At 68.3% G+C, this 25,478-nt stretch carries 23 protein-coding genes; 14 read left to right on the top strand and 9 right to left on the bottom strand.

Going from position 1 to position 25,478, the window contains the following annotated elements:
• Positions 1-11: 11 nt before the first annotated feature.
• Genes LHU95_RS08335 through soxA form a run of 5 tightly spaced genes read left to right on the top strand, consistent with a single transcriptional unit; the run spans position 12 to position 4,117 of the window.
• A complete protein-coding gene (locus LHU95_RS08335; RefSeq protein ID WP_248710904.1) occupies positions 12-2,177 on the top strand; it encodes a molybdopterin cofactor-binding domain-containing protein in 2,166 nt (721 codons plus the stop codon).
• Entirely contained in the window at positions 2,177-2,617 is a 441-nt protein-coding gene (gene soxX, locus LHU95_RS08330; RefSeq protein ID WP_248711526.1) for a sulfur oxidation c-type cytochrome SoxX, read from the top strand. Before LHU95_RS08335 ends, soxX begins: the two co-directional genes overlap by 1 nt.
• Positions 2,618-2,621: 4 nt before the next feature.
• Positions 2,622-3,047 carry a thiosulfate oxidation carrier protein SoxY gene (locus LHU95_RS08325; protein ID WP_248710903.1) on the top strand — a complete coding sequence of 142 codons (426 nt, stop codon included), beginning with the start codon at positions 2,622-2,624 and terminating at the stop codon, positions 3,045-3,047.
• 1 nt (position 3,048) lies between these two features.
• Positions 3,049-3,372 (top strand): thiosulfate oxidation carrier complex protein SoxZ, encoded by a 324-nt coding sequence (locus LHU95_RS08320; protein WP_248710902.1) that lies wholly within the window; start codon positions 3,049-3,051, stop codon positions 3,370-3,372.
• 13 nt (positions 3,373-3,385) lie between these two features.
• Positions 3,386-4,117, top strand: a complete 732-nt coding sequence (gene soxA / locus LHU95_RS08315) for a sulfur oxidation c-type cytochrome SoxA (RefSeq protein ID WP_248710901.1) — start codon at positions 3,386-3,388, stop codon at positions 4,115-4,117.
• A gap of 7 nt (positions 4,118-4,124) precedes the next feature.
• Here the strand turns inward: soxA and LHU95_RS08310 are convergent, their stop codons facing one another.
• The 5 genes from LHU95_RS08310 to LHU95_RS08290 all read right to left on the bottom strand — a co-directional run bounded on the left by LHU95_RS08310 (position 4,125) and on the right by LHU95_RS08290 (position 10,224).
• On the bottom strand, positions 4,125-4,844 hold the full coding sequence (locus LHU95_RS08310; protein ID WP_248710900.1) for a hypothetical protein: 720 nt from the start codon (positions 4,842-4,844) through the stop codon (positions 4,125-4,127).
• 3 nt (positions 4,845-4,847) lie between these two features.
• Complete coding sequence (locus tag LHU95_RS08305; RefSeq protein WP_248710899.1) at positions 4,848-5,651, bottom strand: hypothetical protein; 804 nt, start codon at positions 5,649-5,651, stop codon at positions 4,848-4,850.
• A gap of 314 nt (positions 5,652-5,965) precedes the next feature.
• A complete protein-coding gene (locus LHU95_RS08300) occupies positions 5,966-6,826 on the bottom strand; it encodes an SMP-30/gluconolactonase/LRE family protein (protein WP_248710898.1) in 861 nt (286 codons plus the stop codon).
• 103 nt (positions 6,827-6,929) lie between these two features.
• Entirely contained in the window at positions 6,930-9,725 is a 2,796-nt protein-coding gene (locus tag LHU95_RS08295) for a phosphoenolpyruvate carboxylase (protein WP_248710897.1), read from the bottom strand.
• A 52-nt stretch (positions 9,726-9,777) separates the two neighbouring features.
• Positions 9,778-10,224: an Lrp/AsnC family transcriptional regulator gene (locus tag LHU95_RS08290; protein ID WP_248711525.1), complete on the bottom strand. Its 447-nt coding sequence runs from the start codon at positions 10,222-10,224 to the stop codon at positions 9,778-9,780.
• 130 nt (positions 10,225-10,354) lie between these two features.
• Here LHU95_RS08290 and LHU95_RS08285 point away from each other — a divergent pair, with 130 nt between their 5' ends.
• Positions 10,355-11,614: a D-amino acid dehydrogenase gene (locus LHU95_RS08285; RefSeq protein ID WP_248710896.1), complete on the top strand. Its 1,260-nt coding sequence runs from the start codon at positions 10,355-10,357 to the stop codon at positions 11,612-11,614.
• Positions 11,615-11,831: 217 nt separating this feature from the next.
• Here LHU95_RS08285 and LHU95_RS08280 read toward each other — a convergent pair whose 3' ends face one another.
• Positions 11,832-12,965 carry a Coenzyme F420 hydrogenase/dehydrogenase, beta subunit C-terminal domain gene (locus tag LHU95_RS08280; RefSeq protein WP_248710895.1) on the bottom strand — a complete coding sequence of 378 codons (1,134 nt, stop codon included), beginning with the start codon at positions 12,963-12,965 and terminating at the stop codon, positions 11,832-11,834.
• 200 nt (positions 12,966-13,165) lie between these two features.
• Between LHU95_RS08280 and LHU95_RS08275 the strand changes: the two genes are divergently transcribed.
• Positions 13,166-14,890: an ABC transporter transmembrane domain-containing protein gene (locus LHU95_RS08275; RefSeq protein ID WP_349292682.1), complete on the top strand. Its 1,725-nt coding sequence runs from the start codon at positions 13,166-13,168 to the stop codon at positions 14,888-14,890.
• A gap of 72 nt (positions 14,891-14,962) precedes the next feature.
• Entirely contained in the window at positions 14,963-15,928 is a 966-nt protein-coding gene (locus tag LHU95_RS08270) for a tripartite tricarboxylate transporter substrate binding protein (protein ID WP_248710893.1), read from the top strand.
• A gap of 75 nt (positions 15,929-16,003) precedes the next feature.
• Here LHU95_RS08270 and LHU95_RS08265 read toward each other — a convergent pair whose 3' ends face one another.
• The gene (locus LHU95_RS08265) at positions 16,004-17,095 is read right to left on the bottom strand and encodes a transporter substrate-binding domain-containing protein (protein WP_248710892.1); all 1,092 of its coding nucleotides are present in this window, start codon (positions 17,093-17,095) and stop codon (positions 16,004-16,006) included.
• An 85-nt stretch (positions 17,096-17,180) separates the two neighbouring features.
• Positions 17,181-18,740: an ABC transporter substrate-binding protein gene (locus tag LHU95_RS08260; protein WP_248710891.1), complete on the bottom strand. Its 1,560-nt coding sequence runs from the start codon at positions 18,738-18,740 to the stop codon at positions 17,181-17,183.
• A gap of 117 nt (positions 18,741-18,857) precedes the next feature.
• Here LHU95_RS08260 and LHU95_RS08255 point away from each other — a divergent pair, with 117 nt between their 5' ends.
• Genes LHU95_RS08255 through LHU95_RS08245 form a run of 3 tightly spaced genes read left to right on the top strand, consistent with a single transcriptional unit; the run spans position 18,858 to position 21,432 of the window.
• The gene (locus LHU95_RS08255; protein ID WP_248710890.1) at positions 18,858-20,084 is read left to right on the top strand and encodes an amidohydrolase family protein; all 1,227 of its coding nucleotides are present in this window, start codon (positions 18,858-18,860) and stop codon (positions 20,082-20,084) included.
• The gene (locus LHU95_RS08250; RefSeq protein ID WP_248710889.1) at positions 20,081-20,515 is read left to right on the top strand and encodes a type II 3-dehydroquinate dehydratase; all 435 of its coding nucleotides are present in this window, start codon (positions 20,081-20,083) and stop codon (positions 20,513-20,515) included. Before LHU95_RS08255 ends, LHU95_RS08250 begins: the two co-directional genes overlap by 4 nt.
• On the top strand, positions 20,503-21,432 hold the full coding sequence (locus LHU95_RS08245) for a glyoxylate/hydroxypyruvate reductase A (RefSeq protein ID WP_248710888.1): 930 nt from the start codon (positions 20,503-20,505) through the stop codon (positions 21,430-21,432). Before LHU95_RS08250 ends, LHU95_RS08245 begins: the two co-directional genes overlap by 13 nt.
• On the opposite strand, the gene LHU95_RS08240 is transcribed toward LHU95_RS08245, so the two are convergent.
• On the bottom strand, positions 21,405-22,352 hold the full coding sequence (locus LHU95_RS08240) for a LysR family transcriptional regulator (RefSeq protein ID WP_248710887.1): 948 nt from the start codon (positions 22,350-22,352) through the stop codon (positions 21,405-21,407). The two genes, LHU95_RS08245 and LHU95_RS08240, sit on opposite strands and share 28 nt — an antisense overlap.
• 89 nt (positions 22,353-22,441) lie before the next feature.
• Here LHU95_RS08240 and LHU95_RS08235 point away from each other — a divergent pair, with 89 nt between their 5' ends.
• From LHU95_RS08235 to LHU95_RS08225, 3 genes are all read left to right on the top strand, one after another.
• The gene (locus tag LHU95_RS08235; RefSeq protein ID WP_248710886.1) at positions 22,442-23,896 is read left to right on the top strand and encodes a 4-hydroxyphenylacetate 3-hydroxylase family protein; all 1,455 of its coding nucleotides are present in this window, start codon (positions 22,442-22,444) and stop codon (positions 23,894-23,896) included.
• The gene (locus tag LHU95_RS08230; RefSeq protein ID WP_248710885.1) at positions 23,896-24,315 is read left to right on the top strand and encodes a RidA family protein; all 420 of its coding nucleotides are present in this window, start codon (positions 23,896-23,898) and stop codon (positions 24,313-24,315) included. Before LHU95_RS08235 ends, LHU95_RS08230 begins: the two co-directional genes overlap by 1 nt.
• Positions 24,316-24,397: 82 nt before the next feature.
• A complete protein-coding gene (locus tag LHU95_RS08225) occupies positions 24,398-25,438 on the top strand; it encodes an ABC transporter substrate-binding protein (protein WP_248710884.1) in 1,041 nt (346 codons plus the stop codon).
• Positions 25,439-25,478: the final 40 nt, after the last annotated feature.

The raw sequence follows: 25,478 nt of genomic DNA, 5'->3' as shown, positions 1-25,478 counted from the left end.
GGGCGCAGAACATGAACCATATCCGCACCTCCCGCCGTGGCCTGATGCAGGCCGCCGGCGCGCTCGCCGTGGGCTTCCATCTGGCGCCGCGCGGCGCGTTGGCCCAAGCCGCCGCCACACCCGAAATCAACGCCTGGGTGGTGATCCATCCGGATGACCGCGTGGTGCTGCGCATGGCCCGCACCGAAATGGGCCAGGGCACGCGCACCGGCCTCGCCCAGATGATCGCCGAGGAATTGCACTGCGACTGGTCGAAGATCACGACCGAATATGTGACACCCGGCCAGAGCCTGGCGCGCAACCGCGCCTGGGGAAATTTCCTCACCGCCGGCAGCCAGGGCATCCGCCAGAGCCAGGATTATGTCCGGCGCGGCGGGGCCGTGGCGCGCATCATGCTGATCCAGGCCGCCGCCGCCCGCTGGGGCGTGGAGCCTGCCACCTGCACGGCCAAGGACAGCGTGATCACCCACGGGCCGACCAGCCGCACCCTGACCTATGGCGCCGTCGCGGCTGAGGCCGCGCGCCTCTCGCCGCCGGCCGCCGCACAGGTCGCGCTGAAGGAGCCCGGGCAATGGACGGTGATCGGCCAATCCGTCCCGCGGCTGGACACGGCCGACAAGACCACCGGCAAGCTGGTCTATGGCTCCGATCTCAAGATGCCGGGCATGCTGGTGGCCGTGCCCAAGCGCAGCCCGGTCTTTGGCGGGCGTGTGGCCCGCATGGATGCGGCGCGCGTGGCCGGCATGCCCGGCGTGAAGCATGTGCTGCAGGTGGGCGAAGGTGCCGTCGCCGTGGTCGCCAATACCTTCTGGCAGGCCAAGACGGCGCTCGATGCGCTGCCCGTCACCTGGGATGCGGGCGAGAATGCGCAGGTCTCCTCCGCCAGCATTGACGCCCGCCTGACCGAAGGGCTGGACGCGGCCGAGGCCTTTGTCGGCAACAGCAATGGCGATGCGCGCGCCGCGATCGCCGCCGCCGCGCGCAAGGTGGAGGCCGTCTATTCCTATCCCTTCCAGAACCACGCGCCGATGGAGCCGATGAACGCGACCGTGGTCTGGACCCCCACGCGCTGCGATGTCTGGGCACCGACGCAGAATGGCGAGGCCGCCTTGGTCGCCACCGCCACCGCCGCCGGGCTGCCGCAGAACCAGTGCGATGTGCACCGCATGGATCTCGGCGGCGGCTTCGGCCGGCGCACCACGCATGACTGGCTGATCGATGCCGTGCTCATCGCCAAGCAGATCCCCGGCGTGCCGATCAAGACCCAATGGACGCGCGAGGAGGACATGGTGCAGGGGCGCTACCACCCCGTCACCAAGGCGAAGATGACGGCGGGGCTGGACGCGAATGGCGAGATCACCGGGCTGCATATGCGCATCTCGGGCCAGTCCATCCTCTCCTTCGTTTTCCCCACGGCGTTGCAGAACGGGCGGGACCCGGTGCAGTTCCAGGGGCTGAATGCGGGGGGTGCCGAAAGCGCCATCGGCTACAGCTTCCCCAACCTGCTGGTGGATCACGCCATGCGGAACACGCATGTGCCGCCGCATTTCTGGCGCGGCGTGATGCACAACCAGAACGCCATCTATCTGGAATGCTTCCTCGATGAGGTGGCGCATGCCACCAACCAGGACCCGCTGGCCCTGCGCCGCAAGCTGATGGGCAGCCACCCCAAGCACCTGGCCGTGCTGAACGCGGTGGCCGAGCGCATCGGCTGGGGCACGCCGCCGCCCGCCGGCGTGTTTCGCGGCATCGCGCAGCAGATGGGCTTTGGTAGCTATGTCGCAGCCGCCGCCGAGGTTTCGGTGGATGCGCAAGGCAGGCTCAAGATGCACCGCATCGTCGCCGCCACCGATAGCGGTGTGGCGGTGAACCCGAAGCAGATCGAAATGCAGGTGGAGGGCAGCTTCGTCTATGGCCTCTCGGCCTTGCTCTATGGCGAATGCACCGTGAAGGACGGCGCCATCGAGCAGACGAATTTCGACAGCTACCAGGTGCTGCGCCTGGAGGAGATGCCGAAGGTGGAAACCATCGTCATGCCCTCCGGCGGGTTCTGGGGCGGTGTGGGGGAGCCCACCATCATGGTGGCCGCCCCCGCCGTGCTGAACGCGATCTTCGCGGCGACGGGCAAGCGCATCCGCTCGGTTCCGCTGAAGGACCAGGATCTGCGCCGCGCGTGATGCGCGCGGCACTGGCGTTGCTGCTATGCGCCACCCCGGTCTCTCTCTCAGTGGGGGCCGAGGTGGCGCCTTTCGTGGTGACGGGCGACGCCATCGAGGCGCCGCTCCTCGCCATGCCCGGCGATGCCGCGCGCGGCGAAGCCATCGTGAAAAACCGGGAGACGGCGAATTGCCTGATCTGCCATTCCATCCCCGATGCGCGCGAACGCTTCATGGGCGATCTCGGCCCCGCCCTGGCGGGCGTCGGCGCGCGGCTCACCCCCGGGCAGATCCGGCTGCGCCTGGTGGACCCGACGCGGCTCAACCCCAGCGCCATCATGCCGGCCTATCACCGCACCGAGGGGCTGCGCCATGTGGATGCGCGGTATCTCGGCCGGCCAGTGCTCTCGGCGATGGAAATCGAGGATGTCGTGGCCTATCTGGCCCGGTTGAAGGAGTGACGTGATGCGCCGCCGAAGCCTCCTGGCCCTGCCGCTGCTCCCCCTGCCGGCGCTGGCGCAGACGGAAAGCTATGCGGCGGCGGAGCAATCCATCCTCGCCGGCCGGCCGGCCCTGAACGGCGGCATCACCATCGAAATGCCGGTGCTCTCCGAGAACGGCAATTCCGTGGATATCGCGGTGCGGGTGGAAAGCCCGAACAGCGTGGCGGACCACGTCACCGCCATCCATATCCTCTCCGAGAAGAACCCCGTGCCGCGCGTGGCGAGCTTCGTGCTGACGCCACGCTCCGGGCGGGCCGAGATCGCGACGCGCATTCGCCTGGCCACCACGCAGACCATCCTGGTGCTGGCGGAGACCAGCCAGGGCCAGGTGCATCGCGCGGCACGCGAGGTGATCGTCATTCTCGGCGCCTGCGTGGATGGCGGCTGAGATGTCCGACATCATCGCCCGCATCACCCTGCCTGCCTCGGCCCGCCGCGGCGAGGTCATTCCCGTGCGGGTCATCGTCCGCCACCCGATGGAGCGCGGCTTTGACGGACCGGGGCTGACGCCACTGCCCCGGAAGATCCTGCACAGCCTGCGCGTGACCTATGCGGGGGCGGAGGTGTTCCGCATGGCGCTTTCCTCCGGCATCACGGCCAACCCCTATGTGGAATTCACCACCATCGCGGTGGAGACGGGCGCCATGGTGTTCGAGTGGCAGGAGGATGGCGGGGCCATCTTCCGGCGCGAGGCGCGGCTGATCGTCACGTGAGGCGCCAAGGGACATGAAGGCCTGGGCGCTGCTGGCGCTGTTGCCGCTGGCGGCCCTGGCGCAGGGCATCCGCCCTTCGCAGGATTACCTCTCACCCACGCTGCGCGCGCAGCAGGAGGATCCCTCCCGCCATCCGGGCTGGCTCTGGGTGGATGAGGGCGAGGCGATCTGGCGGCAGGGCGAGCGCGCCTGCCAATCCTGCCACGGCGATATTGCCGGGATGCGCGGTGTCGCCACGCGCTACCCGGCCGTGGCGGCGGATGGCGTGCTGCTCAACCTGGAAGGGCGCATCGAGCGCTGCCGGGTGGAGAACCAGGGGCAGCCCGCGTTTGGGCTGGAGAGTGAGGCGCTGCTGGGGCTGAGCGCGGCCGTGGCGCAGCGCTCGCGCGGCTTGGCGATGTCAGTCCCGGTGGAGGGGGCAGCGGCCGCCTTGCTGGAGGAGGGGCGCGCCTTCTACGAGGCGCGGCAGGGCCAGTTGAACCTCTCCTGCGGGCAATGCCATGACGCGAATGCCGGCCAGCGGCTGCGCGGGGATATGATCTCCAACGGGCTGGGCACGGGCTATCCGGCCTATCGGCTGGAGTGGAACACCATGGGCTCGCTGCACCGGCGGCTGCGAGCCTGCTCGCTGGGGGTGCGGGCGACGCAATTCCCGCTGGGCTCGCGCGAGTATCTGACGTTGGAATTGTATCTGGCGCACCGGGCGCGAGGCATGCCGGTGGAGGCGCCGGGGCTCAGGCGGTAGGGGCCGATCAACGCTCGAAGGGGAACGGCGTGCGGCGCCAATGGCGTTGGAGGCCGTCGAAGGCGATGGTCCGCTCCTCCATCGCGTGGAGGTGAGCGGCGATGGCGGTGGGGTCGTTGGTGCGGAGGATCAACTGCAATTCCGCGTGTTCCTGTTCCATGCGGTCCGCCATCCTGGGATCATTGGGCCGCAGCCAAGCCGGAATTGCCTGCAAGAGCTCGGAAGCTTTCGCGAATTCGCCATGCATTGTGGCAACCCAGGCATCAATCAATTCGGGGAAATCCATCCGCAGCGGCCGCTCGCGAAAGGGTTGCATCCAGGCGACCACGTCATCGAAGCTGCGCACCGCATCCAGGAAAGCCGGCACCTTGGCGTTGAAGTTCCGGATCAGTTGCGCCTGGTATTCGGGTGCGAACATGTCCTGGAAGATGCGCGGTGGCTGATCCATCCAACCGGGAACCGGCCCTCCTGGCGCCGGGGCACCGATGACGCGCTCCACTTCGAACGCACGGTTGAACCCGAGCGTCGAAGGGGAGGTGAACCGGGATAGCGGCACGACCGACAGGTCCATCGCTGAAGCACATGCCGACGACGTTCGCCCGATGTAGAGCCCGATGATGGCCGTCTCGATGGGTGGGCGGATCAGCCAGCGCCGGTGGAGCACCAGATGAGGATGCTCCGCGAGGATGGGCGCAAAAATCTGCCGCAACTGCTTGGGCGTGGCCATGGATCAGGGCGCCCGATGAAGTTCGATGACCAGAATTTGGGGGTTGGCTATGCCGCTCCTGCGTCCGAACTGGAAGGCCTCTCGATAAATCCGGGCCGCTTGGGCCGCGTCCAATTGCGCCTGCCCCGTCTTGATATCGTATGCGCAAATGGCGCTGGTTCCCTCAACCTGGTGATAGATGTCGAGGCGGGTTGATCCGGGTTTGCCGTAGCTTGTCTGAGCGCCACCAAGAACGGAAAATTCAGCCTGGACGATGGAAGAGTTGCGCCCGTATTTGCCACGCAGTTGGTCACGCACCCCCAGCTGCACATCCATACCCCATTGCTGCGCAGAACGCCCATCCGAGGGCGTCACATTGGCAATCTGGGCCAGCAGGCCCTCGAACTCCGCCGTCATGGGACAAAACTCATTCACCCGTTCCTGCGTGAGCGTGCCAACAGCCACACGCGCATTCGCCTCGGTCCCCTCGATGCCACGATAGAAGAACAGGAACGGCGTGTCCGGCGCCACCCCACCTGGCGCCACGCCTCGCAAGCTGTCTTGCAGATAGGTGTATAGTCCCGTCGCCGCGCCCAGCAGCGCGGAAAACCCATAACCCGCCACCGCCGGGGCCGCGACCGGTGTGAACTCCCCATCCTCCGCCTGCAATTGCTGCACCACGAGGCCGCCATCCGGCATGGCAAGGGTGCAGATCTGACTGCCATCGGTCAGGCTTTCGCAGCGGCCGACCAACCCGCCCGAGGCGTCGCGCGCGGTATAGCGGCGCTCAACGCCGGGCGCCGGCGCAGCCTCGGCCGTCACGCTCATGCCATCGCCGCCGTCCCCGCCCGAATGCCGGAAATGCCCGCTGACTTCCTGCGCTTCGCCATCACGCCGGCGGGTGTAGGGCTTCACCATACCAAGCCGTCCCCATTCGCACCGCCGGGCGTCTCCTGAAGTTCCCGCCAGGCGCTACTGACCCAGGCGCGGTATTCCGCTCCTTCGGGGTGGCCCGAGGGTTGATGACGTGGATCGCGCGTGGCCTGGCGAAGATCGGCGCGGCTCAGGGGTACGGCTTCGGACATGGACATCTGCTAGAATGTGATGATCATCCTAAGAGTTAGCGAACCGAAAAGAACAATTTAAGAACAATCTGCCAGCAGCACCGTCCCCGTCGCTGATTCCGTGATGAAGGCCTTCCCATCGCGCAGCGCCAAATTCGTCACCGTGCTGCCCCGGCAAGAGCGCAGCCGCGCCACCACCTCACCCTGAGGGCTGAGCACGAACACGCAGCCGAGCGAGGCGTGCGAAACCATCAGCCGCCCTTCCCCGTCCATCGCCAGCCCATCCGGCCCGCTGGTGCCGTGGAAGCTGGCGAAGCGCCCCACCTTGGCGGTGCTGCCATCGGGCAGCAGCGGCACGCGCCAGATGGCATTGTCGCGCGTCATCGCGACGAACAGCACCTCCTCATCGGCCGAGAGCACCAGGCCATTGGGGCTCGGGCCATTGCTGATGAGGCAGTCCAGCCCGCCATCGGCGCGCCAGCGATAGACGCGGCCCGTCGGGTCATGCAGGCCGGATTGGCCCTGGTCGGTGAAGTAGAGATCGCCATTGCGGGCGAAGACCAGGTCATTCGGGCCCTTGAAGCGCTCGCTGTTGCGGCGGGCGAGTGCGGGCGTGATGCGGCCGCTGGCGAGGTCGAGCGAGAGGATGCCCTGCTTGTAGTCGGCGATGAACATGCGCGTGCCGTCGGGATGGAGAGCCAGGCCATTCGGCTCGCCGTCATATTCGGCGATGAGCAGCCAATCATCCGGCGCATCCAGCCGGAAGATGCGGCCATGCGGGATGTCGGTGACGTAGAGCCGGCCCTGGCGGTCGAAGCAGGGGCCTTCGAGGAAGCTCGCCACCGCCTCGCCGCGCTTATTGGCGCGGGACCAGTCGGTGACGATGGGGCGGCGCAGCGCCTCCGGGAGTTCAGCGTGCAGGCGGGTGGGGATGTCCATGAGGGGGAGCGTAGAGGCCAAAGGAGTTTAGGAAAGGGGCCTCCGGCGGCTGGGGCCATTGGCCCCAGACCCCTGTCGTGACATGGGGCTGGGGGCCCTTCTTCTATCCGAAAAACCCGACCTCCTGCGCCACCGCCGCTGAGCAGAAGCGCACCAGCCCGATCATCTGGCGCATCGGCTGGAAGATTTCCGCATGTTCGCGCGCGTAGCTCGCGGCCTCGCCCGGGGCGGAGGGCTCGTGGAAATCCAGCCCCGCCACCGGGTCGGGGGCGGCGGGGAACACCTGCTCCAGCAACGCGAGTGCCGGCTCCACATCGAGGGCCAGGATACGGCTGATCATGGTCTCCCGCGTGGCGCCATGGCGGGGTGAGAATTCCGGCACAGTGACGGCGAGCAGCCAGAGGCGATGGATGAGCGCGAGGCGCAGCGCATGCAGCAGCACCAGGCGCTCAGGCATGCGCGGCAGGTCGGGCCAGACGGCCCGCAAGGCCAGGTGATCCGACTGGAAGCGGCGATAGAGGCGGCGCAGCGGCGCCTGGAGGTTCAGCTCATCCAGCGGGGCCGCCACCGCCAGCAGCTTCTGCGCGCGGCCAGGGCGCGATGTGGCGGCGGCGCGGTCCAGCCAGGTGCCGGGATCGAGCGTGCCGATCACCGCCCGCACCACGCCGATATCGGAGCATTCGGCGGCGCGGGCCGCCATCGCCAGCGCGCGCGCAAAGCGTGGCGAACGCGCGCGCAGATCGTTGAAGGCCTCGGGGTTGGCGGCAACCGCGGCCCCCAGCCCATGCATCGTATTGGCCAGCCAGCCCACCTGCTGGAGAATGGCGTTGTTCGGAATGGCGCGCAGCTGCGAGGGATGGGTGATGCGCGCGGGCCCGCCCATCCCATCCGTCTGCCGCGCCGAAGGGCGGGAGCCGGTGCGCTCCAGCAGCCCCGGGCCAAAGCCACCCAGCAGGGCGGCATAGCCGGGGTCCTCGACCAGCGCCTGCACCTCGCGCCGCAATGTGGCGAAGAAATCGGCGCCGTAATCGGCCTCGGCATAGATCGGGTCACGCTCGCGCGGCGGGCGGGCGAAGGCGTGTTCGGCGATGCGCGCGATGGTCGCCTGCGCCAGGGCATCCGTGCCGAACAGCAGATAGCCATCGCCGCCCTGGAAGCTCGATTCCTCGCGCACGGCGAAGCCCGCCTCGCCCAGCGCCGAACGCTGCTGCGGCGGAAACAGATATTCCAGCCGGTCCCGCAGGCTGGCCGGATGGGCGCCACGGCCAATGCTCTCGCCATGCGTGTCGAACAGCACCAGCTCCACCTCGGAGAGGCCGTGCCGGCGCAGCAATTCGGCCAGCCGCAGCTTCAGCCGCTCGACCAGGTAGGAGGCCGCCAGCTGGCCGACATAGCGGCCGGAATCCGAATAGCCGAATTGCAGGCAAAGTCGGCCATGCAGCCGCAGATAATCGCGGAAATGCGGGCTGCGCAGCGCCTCATCCAGCACACGCTCGCCATGCTCCAGCGCACTCGCCGTTTCAAACAGCGGCGAGATTTCGACATGCCGCTCCACACCGAAATGCCGCGCGAGCCACAGCGCCGCCAGCAGCGTGTAGCCCGTCTCGGTCTCGGCGATCAGGAAGCGCACAGGTGCCGAGCCATCCACGTGCTTGGCGATCTGCGCGATGTTCATCATGAGCTTGGCGGCCGAGGCCTGTTCGGCCAACAGCGCCCCGAAATCCACCGGGCGCGGCGTCACGCTGGCCAGTGCCGCATTGATCTGCGCGAGCAGGCCGCGCCGCATCGCCATATCCTCGGGCGCCGTGCTCAGCTCCAGCCGCTGGCGCAGCGCATTGTGGATCTGCAGCGAGTTCAGCCGCACATGGGTATGCGCGAGCGAAAGCCCATGCGCCGCGAAGCCCGCCCGCGCCACGGCGAGTGCAAGCCGCGTCGCGTCATCCGGTGCCGCGGCCAGCGCCGCCTCGAACAGCGTCAGGATGGGGCCGAGATCGGTCATCGCCGCCTCCCGCCGCGTCACCATCGCGGCGGAGAGCGCCTGGACGGAGCCGGGCTCCGGCTTGTCCGGCGCGGCGGCGATCTGCGCGGCCACGGCTTCCACCGCCTCGGCCAGCCGGGCGGTCAGCGGCGCCGTCACTTCGCCAAGGGGGGCGAGCTGCGCCGCGAGGCGCTCCAGCTGCAGGCGCTTCATGATCAGCCGCAGCCGCAGCGTGTCCCACCAGCCGATATCGGTCCGCCCATCCGTGTCATAGCCGACCCAGGTGGCCAGGGTGATGGGGCTCGGCTTCAGTGTCGCCCAGCGATCCGGCCAGAAGCCCTGGGCCGCCAGGAACATGGCGCGCGCGAAGCAATCCAGCGCGTCCCGGCCGCGCAGGATGGCGGCATTGGCCTGGGCGAATTCGGAAGCCAGATCAATCGGTGCCGGGCGATGCGGCAGGCCGCGCGGCGGGGCGAGGCCCGCACTCGCCGCTTCGGCCAGCGCCGTGCCCGTGCTGGCCGGCAGCGAGAAGGTTGGGTGGGCGGTGAAGACGGCCGAGAAGCGCGTCCGCTCCACCGCCTCGCGATAGGCGGCGAAGGGCACCGGGCTGTCCAGCGGGTCAGGCCGCACGAGCCGGGCGGCGATGCCCTCCAGCGCCGAGGCGGGTGCCGCACCCGGCTCATGGCCGAGATAGGCGGCCAGGCGCTTCGCGCGCCCCGCCGCCGCATCATCGGCGATGTCCTGCACCAGGCCCTCCAGCGCCGCGAGGTCCAGCACGCCATCATCCAGCCGCCGGCTGATGGCCAGGGCCATGAGGAGGACGGGATCACCGAAGGGATCCTGGCTGGCCCCCTCCCGCGCGGCATGCAGCCGCGACAGCAGGTCATCCAGGAGCGAGGGCGGGGGTGTCACGTCGAGCATGGGGTTATGCTGCACGTGCGAAGCACCCGCCCGCCAGCAAAAAAAGCGCCGTTCAGCCGCGAATCACGGCCCGGATGGCAAAACCTGACTGAATCCGCGCCACGCCCGGCATCCGGCTGAGCTGTTCCTTGTGGATCCTTTCGTAATCCGCCGCGTCCCGCGCCTCGACCCGCAGCTGGTAATCGGCGATGCCGGTCATCAGGTAGCAGGCGCGCACCTCCGCACAGCGGCGCACGGCGGCCTCGAAGCGCTTCAGGTGCTGGTCGGTCTGCCGCTCCAGCGTGATCTGAACGATGACGGTGACGCCCCCGGCCTCGGCCGGTTCATCGAGGACGGTGGTATAGCCGCGGATCACGCCCCGGCTTTCCAGCAGCCGCAGCCGGCGCAGGCAGGCCGAGGCCGAGAGGCCGACCGCGGCGGCCAGCGCCGCATTGCTCATCCGCGCATCGAGGCGCAGGGCGCGCAGCATGGCGAGGTCAATGTCATCCAGGGCGTGCATGCGCATCATCTGCGATACTTTCGCAGAATCATGCAAGGCTTTCGTCGCCTTCGCATAATCTGCGGCAAAACGCGCGAAAATGCCGGGGCCATGCCCCTATCTTCCAGCCTTCCCCCTCGCGGAGGCTTCCATGCGCATCCTCATCCTCGGTTCCGGCGTCATCGGCGTCACCAGCGCGTGGTATCTGGCCCGCGCCGGCCATGAGGTGACGGTGCTGGACCGGCAATCGGCGCCGGGCATGGAGACCAGCTTCGCCAATGCGGGCCAGGTCTCGCCCGGCTATTCGGCGCCCTGGGCCGGCCCCGGCATCCCGGTGAAGGCGCTGAAATGGATGATGATGCGCCACCGGCCCCTGGTGCTCTGGCCTTATGCGAATGGCGGGCTTTACGGCTGGCTCGCCCGCATGCTGGCGAACTGCACCGAGGCCGCCTACGCCACCAACAAGGCGCGCATGGTGCGCATCGCCGAATACAGCCGCGACGCGCTGCGCGACCTGCGGGCCGAGACCGGCATCGCCTATGACCAGCGCATGCAGGGCACGCTGCAGCTGTTCCGCACGCAAAAGCAGCTGGACGCCGTCGGTGCCGATACCGATGTGCTGGAGCAATTCGGCGTGCGCTATGACGTGCTGGACGCGGCGGGCTGCGTGGCGGCGGAGCCGGCACTGGCCCGCGTCGCCGGCAAATATGTGGGCGGGCTGCGCCTGCCGGGCGATGAGACGGGCGATGCGCATCTGTTCACCCAGCGCCTGGCCGCCATGGCCGAAGCGGCCGGCGTGGTGTTCCGCCAGGGTGTGACGATCAAGCGCCTGCACAGCCTGGCCGGCCACGTTACCGGCGTGGAGACGGATCACGGCATCTTCACCGCGGATCGTTATGTGGTGGCCATGGGCAGCTATTCCACCAAGCTGCTGCGGCCGCTGGCCGTGCATGTGCCGGTCTATCCGGTGAAGGGCTATTCGCTGACCATGCCCGTCACCAATGCCGACGCCGCCCCCGTCTCCACTGTCATGGACGAGACCTTCAAGGTCGCCATCACGCGGCTGGGCGACCGTATCCGCGTCGGCGGCACGGCGGAGCTGGCCGGCTTCTCGCTCAAGCTGCGCGGCCCCCGGCGCGAGACGCTGGCCCATTCCGTGCGGGACCTGTTCCCCGATGGCGGCGATATCGAGCACGCGACCTTCTGGACCGGGCTGCGGCCCATGACGCCCGATGGCACGCCCATCGTCGGCCCCACGCGCTACGAGAACCTGTTCCTCAACACCGGCCACGGCACGCTGGGCTGGACCATGGCCTGCGGCTCGGCCCGGGTACTGGCCGATCTGATGTCCGACCGCACGCCGGATATCGAGGCCGAGGATCTGGCGCCGGCGCGCTACGCGGTGGCGTGAGCGGGGGAGGACGCCGTCCTCCCCTAACCCCACCTGCCAGGGGCCAAGGCCCCGTGGACCCCGGAACTGGGGCCAATTGAGGGGGGGGGATGTGCCGCGCGTGATGAATGGAGCGCCCTCGACGCCCCCTCCCTCAAATGGCCCGACCCAAGGCGGGTCCAGGGAGCACTGCTCCCTGGCGAGAGGGGTCTGGGGAGAGCAGCGCTCTCCCCAGCACTTACCGCCGCTCGCCCGGCCCCGGTGTCAGCCCATATGGCTCCACCAGCGTCCAGACATGCTCCGGCACCATGTTCTTCACGCTGGCGGGTTCCTCGCGCCGCAGATGCACCACGGTTTCGCAGGCCTTCATCTCGACGCGCGTGCGGGCGAATTCCAGCCCGCGCGGGCCGATGCGCGGCATCAGCCAACCCACGATGGGGCGCACCCAATCCGGCATGCGGCGCAGCGGCAGCCCGCCCGCCGCACGCTCGACATTGGCCAGAAAGCCCTTCACGGCCCCTGCCCGCTTGCCCTTGCTGCCGGGCGCCTCGGTGCGGATTTCATCGCCCAGCAGGCCCAGCAATTCCTCGCCGCGTTCGTTGCGGACCAGCAGCCATTGCTCGCCCTGCCCGCCCATATAGCCCACGGTGATATCGGCCAGGACGTTGGTGTAGTCCACGCAGGTCCGGCAGGTCAGCGGGAAGAAATCCGGCGGGAGTTTCGAGATGGGGAGTTGCAGGAAAGGGATGGTGCGCGTGCGGCCATCGGTGAAGCGCAGCTCGACATGATAATCGGCGCGGAATTCGAGGTAGGTGATCGAAGCGGGGTCATCATCCAACAGGTCGAGGAAGGTATGAAAACTCTCGGTCGTCGTGTTGTCCGAGCAGGGCGTGCCGATGACATAGAGCCGCTCCAGCCCCAGCTCCGCTTCCAGCGCGCGCAGCGCATGCACCTGGCAGGGAATGCCGATGACGGCCAGGCGCCTGTAGCCCGCATCGCGCGCGGGTTCGAGGAGCGCCAGCAGCGGCGCATAGCCCATGCGCATGCCGCGCACCTGGGCCATGCCCTCAGGCTTCGTCACCAGCACGGGCACGGGCTTCCAGTGATCCTCCGGATCGGGCGCCATGGTCAGCACGGCATCCACTGCCCCTGACGCCAGCAGCTTTTCCGCCAGGCGCGTGGTGATGCCGGTCCATTGCGCACCGGGCAGCGGCAGCTTGAGCGAGGCGCGCAGCATGCGCCGGAAGGGGCCGAAATGCAGCTCATCCGGCCGTGCCGGATCACGGGCGCGGCCATGCACGCGGGCTTCCAGCTTCGGGTAGTCGGGCGCGATGAATTGGCAGGCGGTGCCGCAGGCCTTGGGGTTTTCCATGCGGGAGACACCGCAATCCGTGCAAAGCCCGCGCGGTGCGGCCGCGCGCAATGGTGGGGCCCATGGGGAATTCTCGTTCAACTCTTGCCCTTTCGCGTTTGCCGGAGGCTATGACAGCCGGTTCATGCGCGCCACCTCGCTTTGTGCGACACTGCGGACGCATGCAAGAACCCACGCCCCGAAGCCGCAACATCGCATCCTTGCGGCTGCTTTTCCCCTATCTGAAACCCTATGCCGGGCGCACCGCCGGTGCCGCCGCGGCCCTGCTGATGGCGGCCGGCCTCGTGCTGCTGCTGGGCCAGGGGCTGCAACGGCTGATTGACCAGGGCTTTGGCGACCGCAGTCCGGGCAGCCTCAACAACGCGGCGCTGTTCATGTTCGCGGTGGTGGCGGCCCTGGGTGTGGCGACGGCCACCCGATTCTACCTCGTCTCCTGGCTGGGGGAGCGTGTGGCGGCCGATCTGCGGCGGGCCGTGTTCGACCATGTGATCACCCTCTCCCCCACCTATTTCGAAACGGCGCGCACGGGCGATATCCTGAGCCGCATGACGGCCGATATCGCGCTGCTGCAATCGCTGATCGGTTCGGCGATTTCCATGGGGCTGCGAACGGCGCTGACCGCCACGGGGGCCCTCGGCCTGCTCATCGCGACCAGCCCCAAGCTGGCGGGCATCGTGGTCGTCGTGGTGCCGCTGGTGGTGGTGCCGCTGGTGCTGTTCGGCCGCCGCGAACGCAAGCTCTCCAAGACCGCGCAGGAGCGCGTGGCGGATCTGGCCGCCACCGCCGAGGAAACGCTGAACGGCCTGCGCATCGTCCAGGCCTTCACGCATGAGCGCGAGGACCGCAAGCGCTTCGCGGCGGAGGTGGAGCTTTCCGTCGGCGCGTCGCTGCGGCGCATTGGCAGCCGCGCCTTCCTGATCCTCATCGTGATCCTGCTGTGCTTCGGCGCCATCACCTTCAGCCTTTGGGTGGGCGGGCAGGATGTGATCGCCGGGCGGATGACGGGCGGTGAACTCTCGGCCTTCGTGTTCTACGCCGTGCTGCTGGCCAGCAGCGGCGCCACGATCAGCGAGCTCTGGGGCGAAATCCAGCGCGCGGCGGCGGCGGCGGACCGGCTGATCGAGGTGACGCAAACGCGGCCCGAGATCGCCGCCCCGGCCAACCCCTCCCCACTTCCCGAACCACCCCAGGGCCGCTTCGCCTTCGAGGATGTGACCTTCCGCTACCCCACCCGCCCCGATGCGGCGGCGTTGCACGGCTTCTCGCTGGCGGTGCGGCCGGGCGAGACAGTGGCGCTGGTCGGCCCCTCGGGTGCGGGCAAGACCAGCGTGCTGCAATTACTGCTGCGTTTCTATGACCCCGCCGCCGGCCGCATCACGCTGGATGGCGTGGATCTGCGTGAGCTGGACCCGGCCGATCTGCGCGGGCGGCTGGGCCTGGTGCCGCAGGACCCGGTGATCTTCAGCCTGAGTGCCGCCGAAAACATCCGCTACGGCCGCCCGGAGGCGAGCGATGCCGAGGTGGAGGAAGCCGCCCGCGCCGCCGCCGCGCATGAGTTCATCATGGCGCTGCCGCAGGGCTATGCGTCCTCGCTCGGCGCGCGGGGCGTCATGCTCTCGGGCGGGCAGCGCCAGCGCATCGCCATTGCGCGCGCCATCCTGCGCGACCCGCCCATCCTGCTGCTGGATGAGGCCACCAGCGCGCTGGACGCGGAATCCGAGCAGGCGGTGCAGCAGGCGCTGGCGCGGCTGAGCCAGGGGCGCACCACGCTGGTGGTGGCGCATCGGCTGGCGACGGTGCGGCGGGCGGATCGCATCGTGGTGATGGAAGCCGGGCGGATCACCGCCATCGGCACGCATGATGAGCTGGTGGCGGATGGCGGGTTGTATGCGCGGCTCGCGGCCTTGCAGTTTGATCGGGATTGAGGGGCACAACCCGCAATGGACAATCCCGCTCGCCGCGTGAGAGTCTCCGCGCCAAATCTCGGGAGGAACCACATGAATCGTCGCGCCATCATCCTGGCCGCCCCCACGCTGGCGCTCAGCGCCGGCCCCTTACGAGCGCAAGCTTGGCCCGCCCGCCCGGTGCGCTTCGTCGTCGGCTTCGCGCCGGGTGGGGCCAATGACATCATGGCCCGCCTCTTGGCCGCCAAGCTCGTTGAGCGCATTCCCGGCAGCAGCTTCGTCGTCGAGAACCGGCCGGGCGCCAGCACGGTGGTGGGGGCGGATCATGTGGCGCGCTCGGCGCCGGATGGAACGACCTTCCTGTTCACCTCCCCCTCCACGCTGATCGCCATCCTGGTGAACCGCATCACGACGATTGACCCCATGCAGGCGCTGGTGCCGGTGGTGATGGCCTCCTCGGCACCGCTGGCGCTGGTCTGCCGGCCGGATTTCCCGGCCCGCACCGTGCCCGAATTCATCGCCCTCGCCCGGGAGCGTGGGCCGCGCCTCACCATCTCCAACCCGGGCACGGGGGCGGTGAACCATCTGGCCATGGCGCTGCTGACGCGCCGCACCGGCATCGAGCCGACGCTGGTGCCCTATTCCGGCAACCAGCCCTCCATCACGGCGCTGATCCGCGGCGAGGTGGATCTGGCGCATGACGGGCTGTTTACGCCGCGCGCCCAATTGCAGGAGGGCACGCTGAGGGCATTGGCCGTGACCAGCGCCGAACGCTCGCCGCTCTATCCGGATGTGCCGACCTTCGGTGAAACGCTGCCGGGCTATGAGGTGGGCTTCTGGGGCGGCTTGCTGGCCCCGCGCGGCACGCCGGAGCCGATCATGGACCGCCTGGCCGAGGAGGTGGAGGTGGTTCTCCGCCAGCCTGATGTGATCACCCGCGTGCGCGGCTTCGGCGCGGAGCCGACCAGCGGCGGCCGTGCCGCCTTCACCCGCGCCTATACGGCGGATTGGGAGAAATGGAGCCAGGTGGTACGCGAGAACGACATCCGCCCAGGCTGAACGCGCGCTCAAGCCTGAGCCTCTCCAGAGGAAACCGCCCAGGCCTGCGGTGCCTTTACCGCACCGAATCACCTTCTACGGCAGGTCCGAGAACCAGCGACGGTAGATTTCGTCATAGCGGCCCTCGGCGTAGAGTTCGAGCAGGGCGGTGTTGATCCGTTTCCGGAGCGGATTGTCCGCCGCGACGGCGATGCCGTATTTCTCCGGTCGGAACACCGGGCCGACCAGCGTCACCTCGCTTGGCCCGAAGACGCGCGCCCAGTAGCGCAGGGTGGGTGCCTCATAGACGATCGCCTGGGCCTGCCCAGCGCGCAGCAGCCGCAGCGCCTCCTCGGCGCTGGTGATGACCCGGTAGGGCAGCCCGCGCTCCCGCAGCCAGGCCTCGGCCGTGCCGCCCGGCGCTGTGATGATGGACTTGCCCGGCAAATCCTCGGGTCCGCGGATGGCGGATTGCATCTGCTGGACCGTGAGCGACGAGGTCACGGTCGCGGTGAATTGCGCGATCAGCACCACACCGAAAAGCCACATCAGCGCGATGGTCAGCCGCTTGCCCAGGCGGGATTCGTCCCGGTCACCATGCTCGCCGGTCGCGATGATGAGGATGACGCCCCAGAGCCCCTCGGCCACGCCGCGCGGGTAGCCCCTCTGGAAACGCGGATTGCCGCGCCGCTCCACCAGCCAGAGCACATGCGCGAGCAGCAGCAGGATCAGCGCCCCGCCCAGCACCAGGTCACCAATGGCGGACCAGGGCAGCGCGCGCAGGAAGCTCAGGCCCGGCCAGCCGCCATCATCGCCATCCGGGCGCACGGCGATCTGCAGGCCAGAGTCGAAATAGGGCAGCGTGAAATCGGCGAGTTGCTCGCGCGCCGGCGTCATGGTGATGGCGGAAATCGCCACATCCGCCTCGCCCCGCCGCACCGCCTCGATCTGCGCGTCATCGCTGCGGCGGCCGAGATCCACGAAGCGCGAGGTGACCCGCATCCGCTCGGCGATGGCGTTCCAGAGGTCCATGCTGAAACCCGCGAGCGCGTCTCCCCGCCGCAGCACGAAGGGCGGAGCCTCTCCCGTCGCGACCGTCAGCGTGGGTGGCGAGGGCTGGGCGGCGGCGCCGCCGGGATTCAGCGCCAGGACCAAAAGGGCGAGCGCCAGGAGCGGGCCCGCCCGCATGATATGCCGTCTGCTCAAGATGCCCGCCTCTCCATGCCCGCCCCTGGATTGTCGCATGCGCGGGAAGCGGGCGTCGAGGGCAGGATCAGCGCCGCATCCGCACGCCGCGCAGTTCCAGATCCTCTGAAACCCGCATCGAGAAATCGGCCACCGTCTCCCGCACGCCGAACATCTGCGGCTCCTGGTGCAGCGGGATCATCGGCACCAATTCTCGGAAGCGGGCCCAATAGGCACGGGCCAGTTCCTGGCGGCGGGTCTGGTTGGCTTCCACGCCGATCTCGCCCAGCAGGCGGGCCATTTCGGCATCCTGGAAGCCGCCCCAGTTGAAGCTGCCCTCACCCAGCAATTCGCGGCCCGGATTGGTGATGTCGAAATTGCCCGGCGTCCAGCCCAGCAGCCAGAACTGGAATTCCTTGTTGGCGCCGCGCTGGAGGAAGCGGCCGAAGGGCATGGAATCCAGCCGCGCCTGGATGCCCGCGCGTTGCAGCATGGCGACGATGGATTGGCAGATCGCCTCGTCATTCACGTAGCGGTTGTTGGGGCAGCCCAGGGCCACGCGGAAATTCGTGGCCCCCGCCTCCGCCAGCAGCCGGCGCGCGGCCTCCACATCGAAGGGAAAGCGCTCATTCGAAGCCGCGTCGAAGCCGCCGACCGCGGGCGCGATGGGCAAGCCGGAGGCCGTAGTGGAGTTGCGCAGCACGACGCGGCGGATCGTCTCCATATCAATCGCCTGGTACATGGCGCGGCGCACGCGCACATCGCGCATATGGTTCGGCGTACCGGGCGCCTCCAGGCTCTCGGGGCGCGAGGTGTCCATGGCGAGGTAGATGGTGCGCGCCGTCGGGCCCTGGATCAGGCGGATGCCCTGGGCACTCTGCACGCGCGGAATGTCCTGCAGCGGCACGTGATACATCAGGTCCAGCTCGCGGCTCAGCAGCGCCGCCACGCGCGTGGGCGCGCTGGCAACGGGGCGGAAGACGGCGCGGGTGATGCCGTGGTCCAGCCGCTCGCGGTAATCGGGGTTGGGGATGAGCACGGTGCGCTCATCGGCCAGGCGCTCCACCAGGCGGAAGGGGCCGGTGCCGTTCGCGTTCAATTGCACGAAGCTGTTGGTGGCCCCCGGCTGGCCTGCGCGGGCGACGGCGAAGCCGTTATTCGCCTCGATCCAGGCACGGTTCATGATGAAGAACAGCGTGAGATCCTGCAGCAGGATCGGGTTCGGCCCGCGCGTGTCGAATTCCACCGTGTGGTCGTCAATCGCCCGCGCCGCCGTGATGGAGGAGACGGTATAGGCCATGTCGTTCTGCCGCACGCGCTCCAGGCTGTAGAGCACATCGGCCGCGGTGAAGGGTTGGCCGCCATGGAAGCGCACGCCGCGCGCCAGATGGAAGCGCCAGGTGGTGGGGCTCGGGGTTTCCCAGCGCTCGGCCAGGGCCGGGCGCAGCGAGCCATCGGCCTCACGCCGCACCAGCGGCTCATACATGTTGGATTTCATGGCGTTGGTGACGCCATGGTTGTTGGCGTGCGGGTCGAGGCCCAGAATGTCGTTCGCCGTGGCCCAGGTGAAGGTCGTGGCGGTCGCCGGCAGGGTGGCGAAGGCGAGGAAACCGCCGAGCAGGGCGGCGCGCCAGGATGGCTTGCGCATGGTGGTGTCTCCCAAGATGACAGAACGGCAACATGCTTGGCCCGGCGCCCGCTGTCCAGCGTCATGGCTTCACAGGCCAGGCCAGAGCGTCTTGAGTAGACCCATGGAGGGCCGCCGATGATCCTGTTCGAAAATGCGCGTCTTTGGGACGGTCTCGCCGAGGAAGCCCGCCCCGGCTGTTCCGTCCTGATCGAGGGCGAAACCATCCGCGAAGTGTCGGACCGCCCCATCAGCAGCAGCGCCACGCGGCTGGACCTGGGTGGGCGCACGCTGATGCCGGGGCTGATTGACGCGCATGTGCATGTCGTCGCCTCGCTCGCCAATATCGCGGCCAATGCGCTGCTGCCCGATGCGGTGGTGGCGATGCGCGCGGGTAAGCTGATGCGTGAGATGCTGCTGCGCGGCTTCACCACGGTGCGGGACCTGGGTGGCGCCACGCTGGGGCTGCGCATGGCCTGGGAGGAAGGGCTGATCGAGGGCTCACGGCTTTCGATCTGCGGCAAGGCGCTGTCCCAGACGGGCGGGCATTGCGATTTTCGCGGGCGGCTGGATGCGCGCCCTTTCGGCTTCTTCGAGGCGCGGCTCGGCTCCCTCGGCCGGCTGGTGGATGGCGTGGATGAGGTGCGCCGCGCCTGTCGCGAGGAGATCAAGGGCGGTGCCGACTACATCAAGCTGATGGCCAATGGCGGCGTGGCCTCGCCCTCCGATCCCATCGCGTTTTTCGGCTTCTCCGAAAGCGAATTGCGCGCGGCGGTGGAGGAGGCGGAGATGGCGCAGACCTATGTGGCGGCCCACCTCTACACCGATGCCGCCATCGCGCGCGCCGTGCGCTGTGGCGTGCTGAGCCTGGAGCATTGCAACCTGATCACCGAGGCCACGGCGCGCGAGGCTGCCACCGCCGGCGCCATCGCCTGCCCGACGCTGGTCACCTACCAGGCGCTGAAGGAGGAGGGTGCAGCGCTCGGCCTCGGCCCCGAGAGTGTGGCGAAGATTGATGATGTGCGGCTGGCCGGGCTGGAATCGCTGGAGCGGATGCGCAAGGCCGGGCTGCCCATGGCCTTCGGCACCGACCTGCTCGGCCCCATGCATCGCCGCCAATCCGAGGAATTCCTGATCCGGCGCGAGGTGCTGCCGGCCGCCGAAATCCTGCGCAGCGCCACCAGCATTGCCGCGACACTGCTGCGGCAGGAGGGGCGCATCGGCGTGGTCGCCCCCGGCGCGCTGGCCGATCTCCTGGTGGTGCAGGGCGACCCGCTGGCGGATCTCGCGCTGCTGACGGAACAGGGCGCGCATATGCCGGTGATCATGCAGGGCGGGCGCTTCGTGAAGAACCAGCTTTCGTGAAGCTGCTCTTTATCAACGGGCCGAATGCCAATCTCTATGGCCTCGATCCCTCGGGCACTTATGGGCAGGAAACCTTCCCCGATATCGCCGCGCGCTGCCACCGCAAGGCCGCAACCCTCGGCGTCGAACTCGATTTCCGGCAGAGCCAGGATGAGGGCGAAATCATCACCTGGATCCAGCAGGCGCGCGGCCACGCCCAGGGCGTGATCATCAATGCGGCGGGCCTCTCCTACACGTCCATCGCCATCATGGATGCGCTACTGAGCTTCGATGGCCCGGTGATCGAGGTGCACATGTCCAACATCCACCGGCGCGAGCCCTTCCGGAACAAGACCTACACGGCCAAGGCCGCGGTGGGCAGCATTTGCGGGCTGGGGCCGCATGGCTATGAATTGGCGATCCAGGCCATGGTGAACCTATGCCGCACGTGATCCCCGTCGCCTTCTACAGCGAGCATGATGATCCCGTGGCCTGGGAGGCGGCCTTGCGCGCCCATCTGCCGGAATTGGAGCTGCGCCTGAATGGCCCGCCCGAGGGCGTGGTGGCGGCCATGGCCTGGAAGCCGCCGCCTGGTTATTTCGCGGGGTTCCGGGACCTCAAGCTGGTGGTGAATCTCGGTGCGGGCGTGGATGCACTGGTGGCGCGGGATGACCTGCCGCCGCTCCCGATCAGCCGGTTGAATGATCCAGGAATGGTGCAGCTGATGTGCAGCTACGTGACCTATGCCGTCACGCGCTATGCGCGGGATTTCCACCTGTTCGAGCGGGCGCAGCGGGCGGGGGAATGGCGCTATATCCACCCGCGCGCGCTGGGGGCGCATCGCGTTTCCGTGCTGGGGCTGGGCGAACTGGGCGGTGCTGCGGCTGCAGCGCTGGCCGCGATGGGCTATGCGGTGACGGGCTGGGCGCGCTCGGCCAAATCCATCTCGGGCGTGCGCTGCCTGCATGGCGCGGCGGGCTTCGCGACCGCCCTGGCCGAGGCGGATACGCTGGTGCTGCTGCTGCCCCTCACCCCGGCCACGCGCGGCCTGATCGGCGCGGCTGAGCTCGCGCAACTGCCGCGCGGCGCCAACCTCATCAACGTCGCGCGTGGCGCGCTGCTGGATGAGGAGGCGCTGCTTTCGGCGCTGCGCTCCGGGCATATCGCGGAGGCGACGCTGGATGTGTTCCAGACCGCCCCCCTGCCCCCGGCGCATCCCTTCTGGGCGATGGAGAATATTCGGATCACGCCGCATCTCGCCTCCATCACCATCCCCGAGGCAGCGGCGGCGGATGTGGCGGAAAGCATCCGCCGCGTGCTGCGCGGCGAGGCGCCCTTGCATCAGGTGGACCCTGTCCGGGGGTATTGAGGGTCGAAGATCCCGCCCCGGCGAAACGCCGCCTGGATATACCCCGCCAGCGCCCGCACCGCCGGCCGGCTCGCCGGGCCCGGGGCCGCCGCCAGCACGAGGCGCACCGCCGGCAGCCCGGCATCGAGCGGCAATGAGGTGATCCGGCTGCCATCCATCGCATAGGGGCTTTCGGGCTGCACATTCTGGATGGTCCAGCCCAGGCCGTTACCCACCAGCCCGCGCAGCAATTCCTGGCTGCGCGAGCGAAAGGCGATGCGCGGTGAAAGCCCGGCGGCGCGGAAAATCCCGGCGAAGTAATCGCGCGAATGCGGCAGGTCGAGCAGCAGATACGGCTCCTCCACCAGATCGGCCAGGCGCACGCGCGCCCCCCGCGCCAGGCGATGCCGCGCCGGCAGCACCGCCACGGGCGCCAGCTGCGCGATGGGCGTCACATCCAGCACGGCGGGCATGTCGAAATCATAGGTGAGCGCGATTTCGGTGCGCCCGGCCTCCAGGGCGGCGAGGATTTCGCCGTGGTCGCCCTCCTCCACGCGCACGGAAAGGCCTGGCACATCGCGGCCCAGCCCGGCCAGCAGCGCCGGCAGGTAGCGGGGCGCGAGCGTCAGGAAGCAGCCCATCGAAACCTCGCCCGCGGCTTCAGCGCCGAGGGAGGCGGCGGCGTGCAGGAAATCCTCGGCATGGCGCAGCAGCAGCCGCGCCTCCGTCACCACCCGCGCGCCGGCGGGCGTCAGCGTGACACCGCGCGCGTGGTGGCGCAGCAGAAGTGCGACGCCAAGCTCCGCCTCCAGCGCCGCCACCGCCTCGGACACCGAGGGCTGCGAGACATGCAGCCGCCGCGCCGCCCCGGTGACGGAGCCCGCATCGGCCACCGCCACCAGGTAGCGCAGCGAACGCAGGGAGAGGCTGGCGATCTGCATCGGTTTTTCCTATGCCAAAGCTCGGAACAATATATTTCCCCGATACATGGCTTTGCCGCAAGCTGCTCCCAGCAGCGAGGAGCCGATGCATGATCCGTACGGGCAACCAATACCGCGAGGGCCTGCGCGACGGCCGCGAGGTCTGGATCGATGGCGAACGCGTGGCGGATGTGACGACGCATCCCGCCCTCAAGCCCATCGTGGATGTGAAGGCCCGCATGTACGACATGCAGCATGAGGAGAAGCACCAGGCGGCGCTGACCTATGTCGAGAACAATGAGCGCCACAGCGTCTTCCAGCAGCCCCCCACCACGCAGGAGGATTGGCACCGCAAATGGGCCAGCGTGGACCTGCTGCTGAAGGATATCGGCGGCGTTGCCACGCGCCTCGGTGACGAGACGGTGGGCGAGATGTGGTCCCTCCAGGATGGCCGCGACATCCTGGCCCAGATCGATCCGCGCTTCGCCGACAATATTGATCGCCACATCCGCCGTGTGGTGGAGAAGGACATCTTCCACGTCTCCGCCAACACCGACCCGAAGGGCGACCGCTCGGTGCCCGTGGATCAGCGCGACCCGGACATGATGATCCGCGTGGTGCGCGAAACCGATGCCGGCATCGTCATCCGCGGCGCGAAATTCGAGACCGCCTCGCCCTATGCGGATCAGGCCTATCTGAAGCCCACCGTCGGCGCCTGGACCGATGAGAAGGAGAGCATCCACGCGGTCGGCTGCATCGTGAAGATGGGGGCGCCGGGCGTGAAGCATATCTGCCGCGCGCCCTTCGCCACCAAGGGCAATCCGGCGGACATCCCCCTCGCCTCGCGCTTTGACGAGGTGGAGGCGTTGATGGTGCTGGATGACGTGCTGATCCCCTGGGAGGATGTGTTTTTCTACCGCCACACGGCCGCCGCCCAGCAGGTGCGCGCCACCCTGCACCGCTACAGCGCTTTCCCCTATGTGCTGCGCGTTCTCTACACGGCCGACATGATGATCGGTGCGGCCATGTGGAACGCGAAGCAGACCGGGCTTGAGAAGCTGCAGGCCGTGCAGGAGAAGCTGGCCGATCTGGTCTGCTACCGCGAGGGCATTCGCGCGCATCTGATTGCGTCCATCGCGACGGCCGAGCGCTCGCCGGCCGGGCTGCTGATGCCGAACCAGTCCATCCTCTATGCCGGGCGCGTGCTGGCCTGCAGCCAATTGCCGGTGATGATGCACACGGCGCGCGAATTGATCGGCGGGCAGATCTGCGTGACACCCGATGCGGCGCAGTTCAATGGCGGGGCGGGGAACTGGCTGCAGAAATTCTACACGCTGAACAAGGAATGGGGGGCGGAGGATCGCCGCAAGCTGCTCGCCTTTGCGCGCGATCTGCTGAACAGCGATTATGCAGGCCACCGCCTCGCTTTCGTGCAATTCGCGCAGGCGCCGCACTTCAATCACCTGGCCGCCGTCTATAAGAGCTTCGACTTCTCGGGCCCCTTGGATTTCGTGCGCAACAGCGCGGGGCTGTCGGACCGCGTGCTGGGCGGGAAGACCCATTGATGCCGACCCACACCCGCATCCGCCCCTTCAACACGAAGGAAGCCTATCCCGAGCAGTCGCTCGACAACGATGTCTGCATGGCGGTGCGCGCCGGCGACACCGTCTATCTGCGCGGCCAGACCGCGATGGACCTGGACGGCAAGCTGGTCGGCGTGGGGGATGCGGCGGCCCAGGCCGAGAACGCGATGCGCTGCGCCGAAATCCTGCTGAAGGAGGCGGGCTCCGATCTCAGCCATGTGTGCAAGATCGTGATCTACATCACCGACCGCGCCTATCGCGAGCCGGTGTATCGCGTGATCGGGCGCTGGCTGAAGGGCGTCTATCCGGTCAGCACGGGCATCATCGTGAACGGGTTGGCCAAGCCGGAATACATGATGGAGATTGATATCATCGCCGAGATCCCGCCCGAGCGCGGGTGAAGACCTGGTCGTGCCGCGCCTTTTCAAGAGCGCGGCACGACACTTGCTTAACCCACACCAGCTTCGGAACAGGAGACGGACCATGGTTCAGATCACTCGCCGGCAAGGTGCCCTTCTGGGCGCCGGAATGCTCGCAGCGCCTGCCATCGCCAATGCCCAGGCCAACCGCATTTCCGTCTCCGTCTGGGGCGGCTCCTGGCGGGACATGGTGCAGAACATCATCGCCCGGAAATTCACTGCCGATACGGGTGCGACCGTCGAGTTCCAGACCGGCGGCACGATTGACCGGCTGAACCGCGCGCGCCTGGCCCGCGGCAATCCCGAGAGTGATCTGAACTTCACCACCTCGCATATCGGCTGGCTCTATCAGAATGACGGGCTCTACGAGACGCTCGACATGTCGAAGATCCCTAACGCCGCCAATCTGGTGGAGCAGGCGAAGATCAGCCCAGGGCATATCGGCACCTGGGCCTATGTCTACACCATCGGCTACCGGCCTGATCTGCTGCCCGGCGTGAGCTTCGGCTCCTGGGCCGATCTCTGGTCCCCCGCGCTGGTGAACAAGCTGGCGGCACCGGATTTCGACCCCTCGCACATCATGGTGGTCGCTGCCATCCTGGAAGGCGGCGATGCCGCGACCTGGGAGCGCGGCCAGGCCCGGCTGCGCGCGCTGCGCCCCAATTTCCGCGCCTTCTACACCAATGACGCGAACAGCCAGCAGCTGATCGCCTCGGGCGAGACGCCGGTGCAGGTCATCCTCTCGATGAACGCGCACCACATGGCCTCGCAAGGTGTCAATCTGCGCCTCGCGATCCCGCGTGAGGGCGCGGTGCTGGGGGTGGATTGCGTCTCCATCATGCGCGGCAGCCGCCGGCAGGAGCTGGCCTATCAATTCGTGAACACCTGCCTCGATCCGCAAATCCAGGCAGCCATCGCGGCGGACAAGAAGGGCAGCCCCACCGTGACCAATGCGGTGCTGGACCCGGCCGTGGCCGCCCTGCCCGGCGTGTTCACCACGCCCGAGCAATGGCGCACCCAGGCACTGGTGATTGACCACCGCCTGCGCGCCGAAAAGACCAATGAATGGCGCCGCTGGTTCCAGGAAAACATCATCGCGCGCTGAGGCGTCTTCACATGCGTGAAGCCGCCTCAGCCCCTATCGG

The sequence above is a fragment of the Sediminicoccus sp. KRV36 genome, assembly GCF_023243115.1.
Lineage (GTDB): Bacteria > Pseudomonadota > Alphaproteobacteria > Acetobacterales > Acetobacteraceae > Roseococcus.
The sequence above is the reverse complement of the archived record's forward strand: the minus strand, read 5'-3'. Positions and strand labels throughout refer to the sequence as shown.